At 73.3% G+C, this 13,597-nt stretch carries 9 protein-coding genes; 7 read left to right on the top strand and 2 right to left on the bottom strand.

Translation table 11 applies throughout. The features are described 5' to 3' along the window. Positions 1-1,304: 1,304 nt before the first annotated feature. A complete protein-coding gene (locus D0D15_RS33485) occupies positions 1,305-4,565 on the top strand; it encodes a BTAD domain-containing putative transcriptional regulator (RefSeq protein ID WP_115945029.1) in 3,261 nt (1,086 codons plus the stop codon). 130 nt (positions 4,566-4,695) lie between these two features. On the opposite strand, the gene D0D15_RS33490 is transcribed toward D0D15_RS33485, so the two are convergent. Next, complete coding sequence (locus D0D15_RS33490) at positions 4,696-5,385, bottom strand: helix-turn-helix transcriptional regulator (RefSeq protein ID WP_115945030.1); 690 nt, start codon at positions 5,383-5,385, stop codon at positions 4,696-4,698. Between the two features lie 86 nt (positions 5,386-5,471). On the opposite strand from D0D15_RS33490, the gene D0D15_RS33495 reads away from it, so the two are divergent. From D0D15_RS33495 to D0D15_RS33510, 4 genes are all read left to right on the top strand, one after another. Next, positions 5,472-7,868 carry an ATP-binding protein gene (locus tag D0D15_RS33495; protein ID WP_094004942.1) on the top strand — a complete coding sequence of 799 codons (2,397 nt, stop codon included), beginning with the start codon at positions 5,472-5,474 and terminating at the stop codon, positions 7,866-7,868. A 1,062-nt stretch (positions 7,869-8,930) separates the two neighbouring features. Further along, on the top strand, positions 8,931-9,146 hold the full coding sequence (locus D0D15_RS37720; RefSeq protein WP_338024680.1) for a hypothetical protein: 216 nt from the start codon (positions 8,931-8,933) through the stop codon (positions 9,144-9,146). Next, positions 9,116-9,409: an ESX secretion-associated protein EspG gene (locus tag D0D15_RS33505; RefSeq protein WP_338024681.1), complete on the top strand. Its 294-nt coding sequence runs from the start codon at positions 9,116-9,118 to the stop codon at positions 9,407-9,409. The genes D0D15_RS37720 and D0D15_RS33505 overlap by 31 nt, the downstream gene beginning before the upstream one ends. Positions 9,410-9,469: 60 nt before the next feature. After that, on the top strand, positions 9,470-9,940 hold the full coding sequence (locus tag D0D15_RS33510; protein ID WP_094004944.1) for an SRPBCC family protein: 471 nt from the start codon (positions 9,470-9,472) through the stop codon (positions 9,938-9,940). A 698-nt stretch (positions 9,941-10,638) separates the two neighbouring features. Here D0D15_RS33510 and D0D15_RS33515 read toward each other — a convergent pair. Next, positions 10,639-12,066 carry a bifunctional phosphatase PAP2/diacylglycerol kinase family protein gene (locus tag D0D15_RS33515; protein ID WP_115945031.1) on the bottom strand — a complete coding sequence of 476 codons (1,428 nt, stop codon included), beginning with the start codon at positions 12,064-12,066 and terminating at the stop codon, positions 10,639-10,641. Positions 12,067-12,126: 60 nt separating this feature from the next. On the opposite strand from D0D15_RS33515, the gene D0D15_RS33520 reads away from it, so the two are divergent. Together D0D15_RS33520 and D0D15_RS33525 are read left to right on the top strand one after the other, a co-directional pair. Next, positions 12,127-12,609, top strand: a complete 483-nt coding sequence (locus D0D15_RS33520; protein WP_233157199.1) for a GNAT family N-acetyltransferase — start codon at positions 12,127-12,129, stop codon at positions 12,607-12,609. Between the two features lie 366 nt (positions 12,610-12,975). Next, the coding region (locus D0D15_RS33525; protein ID WP_244215009.1) for an LmrA/YxaF family transcription factor at positions 12,976-13,597 on the top strand (622 nt) is incomplete at its 3' end.

A 13,597-nucleotide genomic window follows, 5' to 3' on the forward strand; every position in this document is an offset into this window, starting at 1 on the left:
GTGGGGCTTCGTCTGGTGGCGGTGTGCCGTCCGGTGGTGGGGCTTCATCTGGTGGCGGTGTGCCGTCCGGTGGTGGGGCTTCATCTGGTGGCGGGGCGCCGTCCGGCGGTGGGGCGCGTGAGGGCGCGGCGGTCGTCGGTGGGGCGCGCGGTGGTGGGCCACCTGAGGATGCGCTCGACGACGCCACCTCCGAGCAGCGCTCCTAGCTGCCCCGGCGGTGAGTGAACGGACCATTCATGCCCGCGCGAATAGCACATTTCGTGAGGGGCCGAGCGACAGTCTCGTCCGCCTGCAAGCGGCCGGTTCAGTGGCGGGAAGAGATGAACGGACCATTCATCGCCGCGCGACTGGCGCTCTCGTGGGCCGGCGAGTGGTCCAGTGGTGGTGGGAAGCGATGAATGGTCCGTTCATCGCCGTGCGAGTGGCTCTCTCGTCGGCCATCGAGGGGGCCAGTCGCGCCGGGAAGGGATGAATGGTCCATTCATAGCCACGTGAGTGGCGCTGTCGTCGGCCGGCGAGTGGTCTAGTGGTGGTGGGAAGCGATGAATGGTCCGTTCATCGCCGTGCGAGTGGCGCTCTCGTCGGCCCGTGAGGGGTCCAATCGTGGTGGGAAGCCATGAAGGGTCCGTTCATCGCGGCGCGACCGGCCGTCTCGTAAGCCATCGAGGGGGCCCGTCGCGCGGGAAGCGATGAATGGACCATTCATCGCCGTGCGAGTGGCGCTCTCGTCGGCCGGCGAGTGGTCTAGTGGTGGTGGGAAGCGATGAATGGTCCGTTCATTGCCGTGCGAGTGGCTCTCTCGTCGGCCCGTGAGGGGTCCAATCGTGGTGGGAAGCCATGAAGGGTCCGTTCATCGCGGCGCGACCGGCCGTCTCGTAAGCCATCGAGGGGGCCCGTCGCGCGGGAAGCGATGAACGGACCGTTCATCGCCGTGCGAGTGGCGCTTTCGTGGGCCATCGAGGGGGCCAGTCGCGCGGGAAGCGATGAACGGACCGTTCATCGCCGCGAGAGTGGCGCTCTCGTCCACCACCGAGGGGCCCAGCCGTGCCGGGAAGTACTGAACGGACCGTTCATTACTTCCCGAACAACCCACCCGCACCCACCATCACCCTCCGCAACCGCCCCTCACCCACCGAACCCACCAGGCAACACCCGCATGAACTTCAGGCAACCAACGCAACCCGAACACCCCTTCGAAGCGTTTTCGAAGCGGGGTTTGTAACTCTGTCGGAGTAACGCGGGAACGGCCGGGCGCACCAGTGCGTCCCAGGCTGCGAACGACGAAGATCGGGGGCGGTGAACGAATGAGCGACGGTTCGCGGAGCCGCTTGGGTGCCCTGGTCCAGGGCTTCCGCCGGCGCGCGGGTCTCACCCAGCGCGAGGTCGCCGACCTGGCCGGGCTGAGCGTGGCCGGCCTTCGTGACGTCGAGCAGGGCCGTGTCACCCGCCCGCGCGTCTCCACCCTGCGCAAGCTGGGCGACGTGCTCGGCCTGTCCCGCGTGGAGCTGGGCGAGCTGCTCCGCGAGGCCGGCAGCGAACAGGCCACCAACCCCGGCCTGCGCGTCGAAGTCCTCGGGCCGTTGCGGGTCATCGCGGAGGGTGAACTCGTCGACCCCGGCTCGGAGACCCAGCGCACTCTCCTCGCCCTCCTCGCGCTCTCCCCGAACACCCCCGTCGGCCGGGACGCGCTCGTCGAGGCCGTCTGGGGCGACCAGCCCGACAGCGGCACCGTCGACCTCCTCCAGTCCCGCATCTCCCGCCTGCGCCGCCGCCTCCAGGCCGACCCAGAAAACGGTTTCATCGTCTCCGCCCGCGGCGGCTACCAGCTCAAGGTCGCCGAGGGCCAGCACGACCTGCTCCTGTTCCGCCAGCTCGTCGCCCGCGCCCGGCACGTCCGCGAAGACGGCGAACTCACCGAAGCGTGCGGCCTGTTCGCCGAAGCCGTGGGCCTCTGGCGCGGCGAACCACTGGAAGGCCTGAGCGCGCTGGAATCCCACCCGATCGTCGTCGCGCTCGTACGGGAGTACCGGGCCGTCGTCGTCGAGTACGCCGGCGCCGCCTCCGACCTCGGCCGCTACCAGGAGGTCCTGCCGCTGCTCCAGCGCGTCGCCGAGGCCGACCCGCTCCACGAGGCCGTCCACGCACGCCTCATGATCGCCCTCGCCGGCAGCGGTCAGCAGGCCGCCGCGCTCGACGTGTTCGACACCCTGCGCCGCCGCCTCGCCACCGAACTCGGCGCCGACCCCGGCCCCGAGCTGGCCACCGCCTACCAGCGCGTGCTGCGCCAGGAGGTCGCGCGCCCGGAGTTCGCCCCGGTCAGCGCCCACCGGCAGCTGCCGCTGGACACCGCCGACTTCAGCGGTCGCGAGGCCGAACTGACCACCCTGCGGGACGGCCTCCGCGCCAGGGACGGCGGCACCGCGGTCGGCATCGCGCTCATCGAGGGCATGGCCGGCGTCGGCAAGACCCGCCTCGCCGTGCACGTCGCGCACCAGCTGCTCGCCGAGGGCCGCTACGGCGACTGCCAGCTCTACGTCGACCTGCGCGGCCACTCCGACCAGCCGCCCGCCGACCCGGCCGCGGTGCTCGCCTCGTTCCTGCGCCTGCTCGGCGTGCCCGGCGACCAGATCCCGCCCAGCCTCGACGAGCGCGCCTCCCTCTACCGCGACCGCGTCTACGGCCGCGACGTGCTGGTGCTGCTGGACAACGCGGCCAGCGAAGACCAGATCCTACCCCTGCTCCCGGCCGGCCCGACCAACCTCGTCCTGGTCACCAGCCGCCGCGCGCTCGCCCTCGACGGCGCCCGCACCCTGCCGCTGGACGTCTTCACCCCGGCCGAGGCCCGCGAACTGCTCGTCCGGGTCGTCGGCGCCAAGCGGGTGGAACCCGAACCCGAAGCGGCGCGGCGCGTCGGCGAGCTGTGCGGGTGGCTGCCGATGGCCGTCGCGCTCGCGGCCCGGCGCCTGCAGTCCCGTCCCACGTGGACGGTCGCCGACCTGGCCGCCCGGCTGGCCGAAACCGGTGACCGCATCGACGAACTGGCCGCGGGCAGCCGCCGCCTGCGTGCCGTGTTCGAACTGTCCTACCAGGCCTTGGCGGCCGACGAACAGCGTCTGTTCCGCCTGCTGGGCCTGCACCCCGGCGCGGACTTCACGCCCGAATCGGTCGGCGCGCTGGCCGGGCTGGCTCCGGCGCGGGCCAGGTGGCTGCTCGACCGCCTCGTGGACGAGAACCTGGTCACCGTCGTCACGCGCGACCGGTACCGGCTGCACAACCTGCTCGCCGAGTACGCGCGCGGTCTCGCCCGCGACCACGAGCCGGAGCCCGCGCGGCGCGCCGCGATCACCCGCGTGCTCGACTTCTACCTGCACACCGCGGCCCGCGCCACGCACCTGATCTACCCGGCCAAACACCTCCCGCTCACCGGCGCCGCGCCCGCGCACGGCCCCGTGCTGCCCGACCGCGAGGCGGCGAAGCGGTGGCTGGAGGCCGAGCGGCCGTGCCTGATCGCCGCGGTGAGCCTGGCCGCCGAGCAGGGCTGGCCGACACACGCCTGGCAGCTGACCCGGTGCCTGCGCGCGTACCTGTACCTCTACGGCTACAGCCACGACCACGACTGGGTGCACACGCACGAGGCGGCGCTGGCGGCCGCGACCGCCGCGCAGGACCGCGTCGGCGAGGCCCACACCCGCTCCGACCTCGCGGCCGCCTACCTGCACCACGGCCGCGCCGCCGACGCGCGCGAGCAGTTCCTGCGCGCGATCGACCTGCACCGCGAGAACGGCGAGCGGGAACTGGAAGCCACGTCGCTGACCGCGCTGGGCGTGCTCTGCCACCGCGTCGGCGAGTTCCCCGAGGCGCTGCGGCTGTTCCGCACGGCCGGCCCGCGCTGCGCCGGGGACCCGCGGCTGGAAAGCGCTGTCGCGGCCAACCTCGGCGCCACGCTGGCCACGCTCGGCCGGCTCGACGAGGCCGTCGACCAGTACCGGCACGCGCTGGTGCTGTCCCGGCAGGCCGGCGACCCGGACGCCGAAAGCGGCGCGCTGGCCGACCTCGGTGACGCGTGGCGGCGGCTGGGCCGGCACCGCGAGGCGATCGAGCACTTGAAGGAGGCCGCCGACCTCGCCGAGGCGCACGGCCTGGAGCCGCGGATCGCCTACGCGCGGCACCGGCTCGGCAACACCTACCGCCGGACCGGCCGGTTCGACGACGCGCTCGGCAACCTCAACGAGGCGCTGCGGATCGTCCGCACGGTCAGCGGCCCGGCGACGGAGAGCGAGGTGCTCGTCGACTTCGGCGGCGTGCACCGCGACATCGGCGACCTGCTCACCGCCGCGGACCTGATCGAGGCCGGCCTGCGCGCCGCGATCAACCGCGGCGAGCGGTACCAGCAGGCGCGGGCGCTCAACGAGCTGGCGGAACTGCACCGGTGCGCCGCGCGGGCCGGGCTGGCGCAGGACTACTGGCGCCGCGCCTACGCCCTGTTCGACGAACTGGGCACGCCGGAAGCGGCCGAGCTGCGCGACTTCACCGGAAACTGCTGGCCCGTCACGTCCGTGGCCTGACTCCGAACTCCCGGGACGGCCATCGCCCGCCCCGGGACCAGCGGACACGCCGAGGCGCCGCCTCGCCTCGGCGTGTCCGCCACTCCACGGCCGGACCCGGCACCGTCCACTCCGGACGTCCGGCGCCCGCTCAGATGAGTCCGTTGCGCAGCGCGTAGGACACCGCGTGCGTGCGGTTGCGCAACCCCAGCCGGCTGGTGAGGCTGTGCAGGATGTTCTTCACCGTGCGCTCCGAATAGGACATTTCCGCGGCGATCTCCGCCGTGTCCTGGCCGTCGGCGAGCCGGCGCAGCACCTCGGTTTCCCGGCGCGACAACCCGTTCAGCATCAGCTCCCGCGGCGACAGCACCTCGCGCTGCAGGCGGGCCAGCCCGTGCAGCACCTGGCCCAGCTGCTCGGCGGGCAGGTGCCCGTGGCCCTGGTGCGCGTCGGCGATCGCGCGCAGCAGCCGGGTCGTCGTCAGCTCCGCGCGCGGGATCAGCACCACCAGGCCGTTCTCGATCGCGGTCCACAGTTCCGCCGGGCGGGGCGTGCCGGTGATCAGCACCAGCCGCGCGTTGGTGGGGGCGCCGGCCACCAGGTCCGGCAGGTCCGCCGCCGACCCGGTCATCGCGACCAGCACGTCCGCCGACGCGGGCGGCCCGGCGACCACGTGGATGCCCGGTTTGCCCTGGATCTCACTGAGCAGGCCGGCACGCAGGAACACGTCGTCGGCCAGCACCGCGACGCGGACCACGGCGCGGTCGGCCGCCGGAACGGCGTGCAGGCGGGCGGCGGGCCCGCCGCCGGGGATCTCCCGCGTCGCGGGGCTGAACGGCATAGGGCCACCTAACCGTACCGATACAGGGGGAACCAGGCGGAAGCACCGGCAGGTTTTCGGCTCCCGAAGTTCTGCCGGTTTAATGGGTGGCGGTGAGCGAGACACTGGATCCAGGGTCACCGGGGGAGGATCCGACCTTCGGTGAGCTGCTGCTACGCCATCGCCGCTCGGCCCGGCTCACGCAGGCCGATCTGGCCCAGGCCTCGGGTGTCAGCGTCCGCGCCCTGTCCGACCTGGAACGCGGCCGGGCCCGCGCCGCGCAGCGCCGCTCGACCGAGGCCCTCGCCGACGCGCTCGGGCTGACCGGCGGCACCCGCGAGGACTTCCTGGCCGCCGCCCGCGACGGCCGCCGCCGCAGGTCCAGACCACCGGCGCCGTTCGCGGGCCTGCCGCCGGCCGCGGTGCCGGACCTGGTGGGCCGCGAGCACGAGCTGGACACGCTGCGCCGCGCCGCCGCCGACGCGCTCACCATCCCGGGCGGGGTGGTCGTGTCGCTGGTCGGGCATCCGGGCGTGGGCAAGACCGCGCTGGCCCGCACGGCCGCGCACCTGCTGGCCGGCGAGTTCCCGGACGGCTTCCTGTCGGTCGATCTGCGGGGCATGGACGACCAGCCGGTCACCCCGCGCGCGGCGCTGGACGTCCTGCTGCGCGGCCTGCACGTGCCGGCGGCGGAGATCCCGGCCACGGTCGCCGAGCAGTCCGCGCTGTTCCGTTCGCTGCTGGCCGGCCGCCGTGTGCTGGTGCTGCTGGACAACGCGGCCGACGAGGCCCAGGTCCGCCCGCTGCTCGCGGCCGCCACCGGCTGCCTGACGCTCATCACCTGCCGGCGTGCCCTGGCCGGGCTGGAGTCGGCGCGCTGGTTGTGGTTGCGGCCGCTGGAGACCGCGGACGCGTCGGCGCTCGTCGCGGCGATCGCCGGGCCGGACCGGGTCCGCGCCGAGCCGGAGGCGGCCGCGGAACTGGCCGAGCTGTGCGGAAACCTGCCGCTGGCGGTGCGGATCGCGGGCAACCGGCTGGCGAGCCGTCCACACTGGACGATCGCCTACCTGGTCGACCAGCTGCGCGACGAGAACACGCGGCTGGCCGCGTTGTCGGCCGGGGATCTGCGGGTGCGGTCGGCGTTCGAAATGTCGCACCGGCGGCTGTCCCCGGCCGCGCGGTTGGTGTTCCGCCGCCTCGCGGTGATCCCGGGGCCGGATTTCGGTGCCGACCTGGCGGCCGTCGCCACGGGCATGGCGGCGCCGGACGTGCGCGCCCACATCGACGAACTGGTCGACGCGAACCTCCTGCAGGCCGGGAGCGTGCCCGGCCGTTACACGTTCCACGACCTGATCCGCCTGTTCGCGCGGGAGCGGCTGGCGGCCGAGGAGGACGCCGGTGAGACGTCGGCCGCGATGTGCGCGGTGCTGGACCACCTGCTGGACGCCGGGATCGAGGCCGGGCGCCTGTTCTACCCGGACGCGCTGCGCGATTCGGTGGAGGCGAGCCGGTTCGCCACGCGCGAGGAGGCCGGCGCCTGGCTCGACGCGGAGGCCGCGAACTGGCTCGCCGCGCAACGGGTCGCGCTGACGCACGGCAAGTACGGGCAGGTGGTGGACCTGGCCCGGGCGCTGCACTGGTTCTCCGACGGCCGGATCCAGCAGCTGCCGTGGGACGAGGTGTTCGCGCTCGGCGTGGAGGCCGCGCGGGCGCTGGGCAGCCGTGCCGATGAGGCGGTGCTGCTCAACTTCCTCGGCTGGGCGCGGTACTACTGCCTGGGCGACAACGAGGGTGGCCGCGCCGCGCACCAGGAGGCGCTGGAGATCGCGACGGAGATCGGTGACCGGCGCGAGCAGACGTGGGCGCTCGGGTACCTCGGTTCGGTGCTGTTGCGGCTGGGGCGGCCGGCGGAGGCGCTGGACCACGTCGAGCGGGCGGTCGGCTTGGCGGACATGGATTTCTGGTTGGGGCAGGGCTCGATCCGGAACGTGCTCGGGAGGGTGTTGTGCGCGGTCGGTCGTCCGGGGGAGGCGCTGCTGGTGCACCGCGAGGTGCTCGCCGACACCGATCGTCACCGGGAGGACGCGAACCCGTTCACGTACCGGTTCTTCCGGGCGCTGACGTTCCAGCTGATGGGTCGGGCGCTCACCGAGACGGGGGACTGGCCGGGCGGCGCGGAGGCGTTCCGGACCGCCCGGACCCTGTTCGAGAAGGGCGGTTTCGCCGTGCCGGGCGCGGAATGCGCCGTGCAGGAGGGCACGGCGTGGCGGGAGGCCGGGCGGCTCGGGCTGGCGGAGGACTGTTTGCAGGCGGCGTTGGGGGTTTTCACGGACGTGCTCACGCGGTGGCAGCGGGCGCAGGCGCTGGCGGAGCTGGCGCAGGTGCTGGAGGCGACCGGACGGCGCGCGCGGGCAGAGGAACACCGCCGCGAGGCGCTTACGCTGTGCGAGACACTGGACACCGAGGCGGCGGCCGAGCTGGGGAAACGCTTGCTGGCGGGGTGACCGCTGGGGCCGGCCTTTCTCGGCGGTGCGCCGGAGCTCGGGCGGGCGGTCAGCCGCTGAGGGCCGTGGATCGCTGCCGGGTTGGTTGGGTGGGATGGTCGTTGCTGCGACGGCCCCTCCGCGGGCCTCGCAACTGAGGCGGCTGGTGAGCCACTGAGGCCGTGTTTCACTGCCGCGTGGGTCGCCTGGGCTGGTTTGTCCTGCGGGCAGGGCTGCATCGATCGCGGGCCGCACAGCTCGGGCGGCGGGTGCGCCAGTGAGAGTCCACGGGTCTGTCCCGCTGCCGGTTTTCGAGCCGGGCGGGCACGGTTGACCGACCGATAGGGCATGCCGGAGCGGGCCCGCTGGCGTCGCGGCCGCCGCCGGGTTTCACTGAGCGTGATCTGGGCAGGAACGAGCAGCACGGGAGCGCGGACGTGGGCGAGCAGGACGCGCAGAATTGGCCTGCGCGCAGCTATCGCGAACTCCACGAAACGTTGCGCGTGGTGAACCGCACGACCGCCGCGGTCGCCGGGTCGTGCCGGGTCAAGGCTTCGTGGGTGCTGCATCGCAGCGGGCGACGGCACCCTCGCCGAGCCACCGTCGCTCGACCTGGAGGAGACCCTGGAGCGCCTGTTCGCCCACGGAGCCGAGGGCCTGTTCGAAGCAGCCGGCGACCTGAGACCGCCGAACGTCCGGGCACAGCCTCCGGTCCGGGAAACCTCGACTTCCGGCGGAGCGATCCGCCGGTTCCGTCCGCGCCCGTGATCAGCGGGTCCGCGGGCGGCGCCACCCATCGGCCGGGTGTGGTGAACTCGCCCCGGCCGCCCGGCGCGCGAACCACCGGCCCGGCGATCCCGGGTTCCGGCGGTACTGCCTCGTTGTGCCCCGGCACCGCCGGTTTCGGCGGTGCCGGGAGCCCGGGCAGCGGTGGCGGCGCGTTCGCCGTCCGGTTCGGCGAGGCGGGGTCCGGCGCAGGCGGCCGGGTCCCCGCGGCGTGACCGGTGTGGCCCGCCGAAGACCCGACTTCGTCCTGTCCGCGCCGAGTTCGACCTGCCGCGGGGCGACCTCCAGCTGCCGCCCATGCCCTACCCGCCGCGGGTGCCGAGCACCGGCCGCACCCCGGCCGAACGCGCCCGGCTCACCGATGAGGTGTACGGCTCGTGTGCGGAACGCGGTCTCGCCTCGGGGGCGACGCCTCGACTCCCGGCTGGAGGCGCCGTTGTCTCTGCTGGCCGGTCCGGAGGTGTGTCGACGCCGCGGGGCACATCGGTCACCCGGTCCGGGCCCTCGCCGTAGCCGCTGGCCGCACCGGAGTGCCGGCCCTCCTCGCCGGTGGTGAGATCTGGCTGACCGAGATCCCGCCGTCCGCGCTCGTTTCGGCGATCGTCTCGGTGTTCCCGCCCGGGAATCCCGGCGCCCCGGGCCACCCGTCGCTGTGGACGCACTGGCCGGAACCCGTTCCCACAGCGGGCAGATCGGAACAAACACCGGGATACGATCGTCCACTGTGGTCACCTGGTTCGGCACCTCCCTGGCCGAACGCGGGACCGCACTGTTGACGGACACCGCCAAGATACATACTGTAGGTATGTAACTGTCCGCGGTGTTGCGAGGTGTCCATGGCGCACGCAGGGCCCAGTGCCACGGGCCGGATCGAGATCGGCGCCGAGCCGGGGCGGGTGTACGACCTGGTCAGCGATCCGGGTGTGCTCGCGGAGCTGGCCGAGGAGTACAGCGGGTTCCGCTGGCTCGCCGGGGTGACCGGTGCCCGGGTCGGCGCGCGGTTCCGCGGGATCAACCGCCGCGGGGTGCGGTTGTGGAGCACCGTCAGCACGATCACCGACGCCGACGAGGGAAAGCGGTTCGCCTTCGAGGTGCGGTCCCTGGGAATTCCGGTGTCCCGGTGGCAGTACGACATCGAACCCTCGGCTGATGGCTGCGTGGTCGTCGAGAGCACGTGGGACAAGCGGCCCGGTTGGTTTCGTGCGCCCAGTTCGCTCGTCACCGGTGTGTGGCAGCGCGAGGACAAGAACTGCGCCAACATCGCCGCCACCCTCCAGCGACTGAAGGCTCGCGCCGAACATCGCTGACGTCCTGCCGGGGAAAGATGCCTTCCCCGTGCACGATGCCCGTGCGCTCGCGACCATGCAAGCCGGTTGGCGCTGGAAACTCTGGCCCACTCCGCTGTTTTCGGCCGGGTCGCTGGGTGAGTGGCTGAGCCACTTGAGGCAGTCGTGTAGCGGCTGGCGAATTCGCTTACTGGACGAGTGGCTGGACCGCTTGGCCGGCATCAGGGTTGAGCGGCAGTGGGGAGTGCCTGGGCCGCTGGGCTCCGGAACTGCTGCCGGACAGGGTTCCGTGGATTGGCTGAGCCACTGGGTTGCGCGGCAGGCATTGGGAAAGTGGCTGAGCCACCGGTCCGGACGGCTCCGGGAGTTTGCCGCAAGCGGCTGAGGCCTGCGTGGCGGGGCAGGCATTGGACGAGTGGCTGAGCCACCGGTCCGGACGGCTCCGGGAGTTTGCCGCAAGCGGCTGAGGCCTGCGTGGCGGGGCAGGCATTGGACGAGTGGCTGAGCCACTCGTCTGGAAGGCCCCGGAGGGCCCGTGAGTGGCTGAGCCACTTGACCAATCCCGGCGAGCGTACGGCCTTCTGGATGGCTGGTTGGGCCGCTGGAGCCAGGCACCGAAACGGTGAGCCACGGGGACCGAGGGGGCTGAGTATTGCGCCGCCCGGCAGGTTCTGGCTAAGTGGCTGAGCCACTGCGCCGCAGACGCTGGAGTGGTCCGCTCAGCGGTAGACGACCAGCGCGCCCCGGCTCTTGCGCAGCGTGATGTCCGGCTGGACCTGGATCAGCTCCCCGTCGACGGCCAGGCGCAGGCGGCCGCTGGGCGCGCTGATCCTCAGCTGCGCCGCGGCCGGCCGGTCCTGGTAGGGCGGGCACCACCGCAGCGTCCCGGTGAGCACGGCCAGCACCACTCGCGTGCGCGCGAGTGGACGTTCCGCGTACACCGTGCGTATGTCGAGCAGCCCGTCGTGCAGGCTGGGCCGGTAGGTCGGCGCGAACCCGCGCGGGCGGTACGCGCCGTTGCCCGCGAAGATCATCCACACGCGGCGCCGCTCGCCGTTGACGATCAGCTCCTGCGGCTTCGCCCGGCGCAGCACGTGCACCAGCCCGACCAGCACCGCCGGCCACTTCCCGATCCGCTTCTCCCACCTCTCCCGGTAGCGGACGAGATCGGTGTAGAGCCCGGTGCTGCAGGTGTTGACGAAGACCTGGTCGTCCGCGATGCCCAGGTCGATCCGCACGGCGGAACCGGTCCGCAACGCGGTGATCGCGTCGTCCGGGGTCTCCACACCGAGATCGCGGGCGAAGTGGTTGAGGGTGCCCGCCGGGACGACGAGGAGCGGCACGTTGTGCGCGGCAGCGACGCGCGCGGCGACGTTGATCGTGCCGTCCCCGCCCGCGACGCCCAGGACGCGGCAGGTCCGGGCGGCCTCGGTGAGCGCCTCGGTCAGGTCCTCGCCGTCGGCCGGTTCGACGATCTTCGCCTGCGGCAGCTCGGCGGCGATCCGGTCCAGCACCGTCGCTCCCGCGCTGCCCGCGGCGGCGTTGGCCACCAGGACCAGCCCGTCGCCGGTCGGCAGCGCGGGCGCCGGGCAGGGTTGCGCCTCCGACGGGTCGGACGGGGTGCGCGGCCACCAGGACAGCGTGACCAGGCCGGCGGTCAGGCCGAGGCCGACCCCGGCGAGCACGTCGGACGGGTAGTGGGCGCCGGTGACGACGCGGGAGGTCGCGACGCCCGCGGCGAGAGCGCCGACCGGCGCGGCGAGCGCGGGCCACTCCAGCGCGGCGCCGGCGGCGAAGGCGGCCGCGGAAGCGGAGTGCCCGGACGGGAACGACGTCGTCCAGGGCGTGCGCCGCAGCTGGCGGACCGGCGGGATGGCGACCGTCGACGGGCGGGTCCGGCCGATGACGCGTTTGCTCAGGCCGTTGGCCGTCGCGCTGGCGATGCCGAGGGCGAGCATCCCGCGCAGGGCGGCGCGGCGGGCGCGGCGGTTGCGCGTCGCGGCGGGCGTGCCGCTGACCGCCCACCACAGGCCGCCGTAGTTGGCCGCGCGGCCCAGGCGGGGCAGTACCCGGTCCAAGAGCACGGAATCGGTCGCCGCCACCCGGGCGAACACCTGCCGGTCCACCCGGGACACCCATCGCCGCATGCCCGCAGTCTATGCGCGCCGGGGCTTGTCTCCGGGGCCGGCGAGGAGTAGACCGGACTTATGACAGGTGTCATAACGCTCCGGGAGCTGGACGGGACGTGTATCGCGGACGTCGCCGACCTCGTCCTGGCCTGCTCCGCGGGGACTTTGCGGAACCGGTTCTTCATGTCAGGGCAGCCGGAGCCGCGGGACATCCTCGACCGGTACCGGCGCTACCTCCTCGCGGGCCCGCCGCACGGGGTCGCGCTGGTCGCGTTCAGCGGAGGGGCGGCCGCGGGGCTGCTGAACCTGGTGGCAGGTGAGCCGGGGGTGGCGGAGCTGGGCATCATGGTCGCGGACCCGTGGCAGCGGCGTGGCATCGGGACCGGCCTGGCCGCGTGGTTGCGGGCGTCGGGGCGGTGGGCGGGGTGGACGGTGCGGGCGGTGACGCAGGCGGACAACGCGGCGGCGAAGGCTTTGCTGCGGGGGCAGGGTTTCCGGTTGGTGCGCGGGGTTGATCGCGGGGAGTACCGGTACGAGCTGACGATGCCGGGGGTGGTCTGACGGTGGGTGGACGGCGTGGTGGTGAATGGGTTGGCGGGGTGACGCGGCCGGATGGCTTGGTGGCGGGATGCACGGTGCGTGGGCTGATGGGGTGGCGTGGCCGGATGGCCTCGGTGACGGAGGTGGCGGCGTGACGGTGAGCGGGGTGATCGGGCGGCGTGGCCCGGTGGGTGGTGGTCCGAGCGTGCGTGGGTTGATCGGGTGGCGCGGCGTGACGGTGAGTGGGCTGGCAGGGGTGGATGGCCTGGTCGGTGATGGGCGGCTGCTGGGGTGGCGCGGCTTGAGGGGCCGTGGTGGCGGTGCGACGCGGCGTGGGCTGGCAGGGCTGCCCGGTCGGACGGTCTGGTTCGTGGCGGAGGTGGTGGCGTGACGCGGGGGCCGCGGGAGCGGATGGTCTACAGCGCAGCGCAGCTGATCCGGACGCAGGGGGTGAGCGGGACCGGTATGCGGGAGGTGGTCGAGCACGCGTCGGCGCCTCGGGGGTCCTTGCAGCACTACTTCCCGGGCGGCAAGGACCAGCTGGTGCGTGAGGCGCTCGCGTGGTCGGGGGAGTTCGCGGCGCGGCGGGTCAAACGCTACGCCGAAGCCGCGCCGACGCCGGCCGGGTTGTTCGCCGGGATGGTGGCGCAGTGGCGGGACCAGTTCCGCGACGAGGGGTTCGCGGCGGGATGCCCGTTCGTCGCCACGACGGCGGATGTCGTGGCGGGCAACGAAAATCTGCGGCAGGCCGTGTGCGCGGGGTTCGAGACGTGGCTGCGGCCGATCGAGGAGAGCCTGCGGGAGATGGGGGTCCCGGAGGAGCGGTGCCGGTCGCTCGCGCTGGTGATGATCAGTGCGCTCGAAGGGGCGATCGTGATGGCGCGGGCGCAGGAGGATGTGGCGCCGCTGGATGCGGTGGTGGCGGAGCTGGGGCCGGTGCTGGACGCGGCGCGACATCCTCCTGCGCCCGCGCCATCACGATCGCCCCTTCGAGCGCACGGATCATCAC

This window comes from Amycolatopsis thermalba (assembly GCF_003385215.1).
Taxonomy (GTDB): domain Bacteria; phylum Actinomycetota; class Actinomycetes; order Mycobacteriales; family Pseudonocardiaceae; genus Amycolatopsis_E; species Amycolatopsis_E thermalba.

Coding starts and splice junctions, on each gene's coding strand:
- D0D15_RS33485 (WP_115945029.1), top strand. CDS start 1,305: ATGAGCGACGGTTCGCGGAGCCGCTTGGGTGCCCTGGTCCAGGGCTTC.
- D0D15_RS33490 (WP_115945030.1), bottom strand. CDS start 5,385: ATGCCGTTCAGCCCCGCGACGCGGGAGATCCCCGGCGGCGGGCCCGCC.
- D0D15_RS37720 (WP_338024680.1), top strand. CDS start 8,931: ATGCCCTACCCGCCGCGGGTGCCGAGCACCGGCCGCACCCCGGCCGAA.
- D0D15_RS33510 (WP_094004944.1), top strand. CDS start 9,470: ATGGCGCACGCAGGGCCCAGTGCCACGGGCCGGATCGAGATCGGCGCC.
- D0D15_RS33515 (WP_115945031.1), bottom strand. CDS start 12,066: ATGCGGCGATGGGTGTCCCGGGTGGACCGGCAGGTGTTCGCCCGGGTG.
- D0D15_RS33520 (WP_233157199.1), top strand. CDS start 12,127: ATGACAGGTGTCATAACGCTCCGGGAGCTGGACGGGACGTGTATCGCG.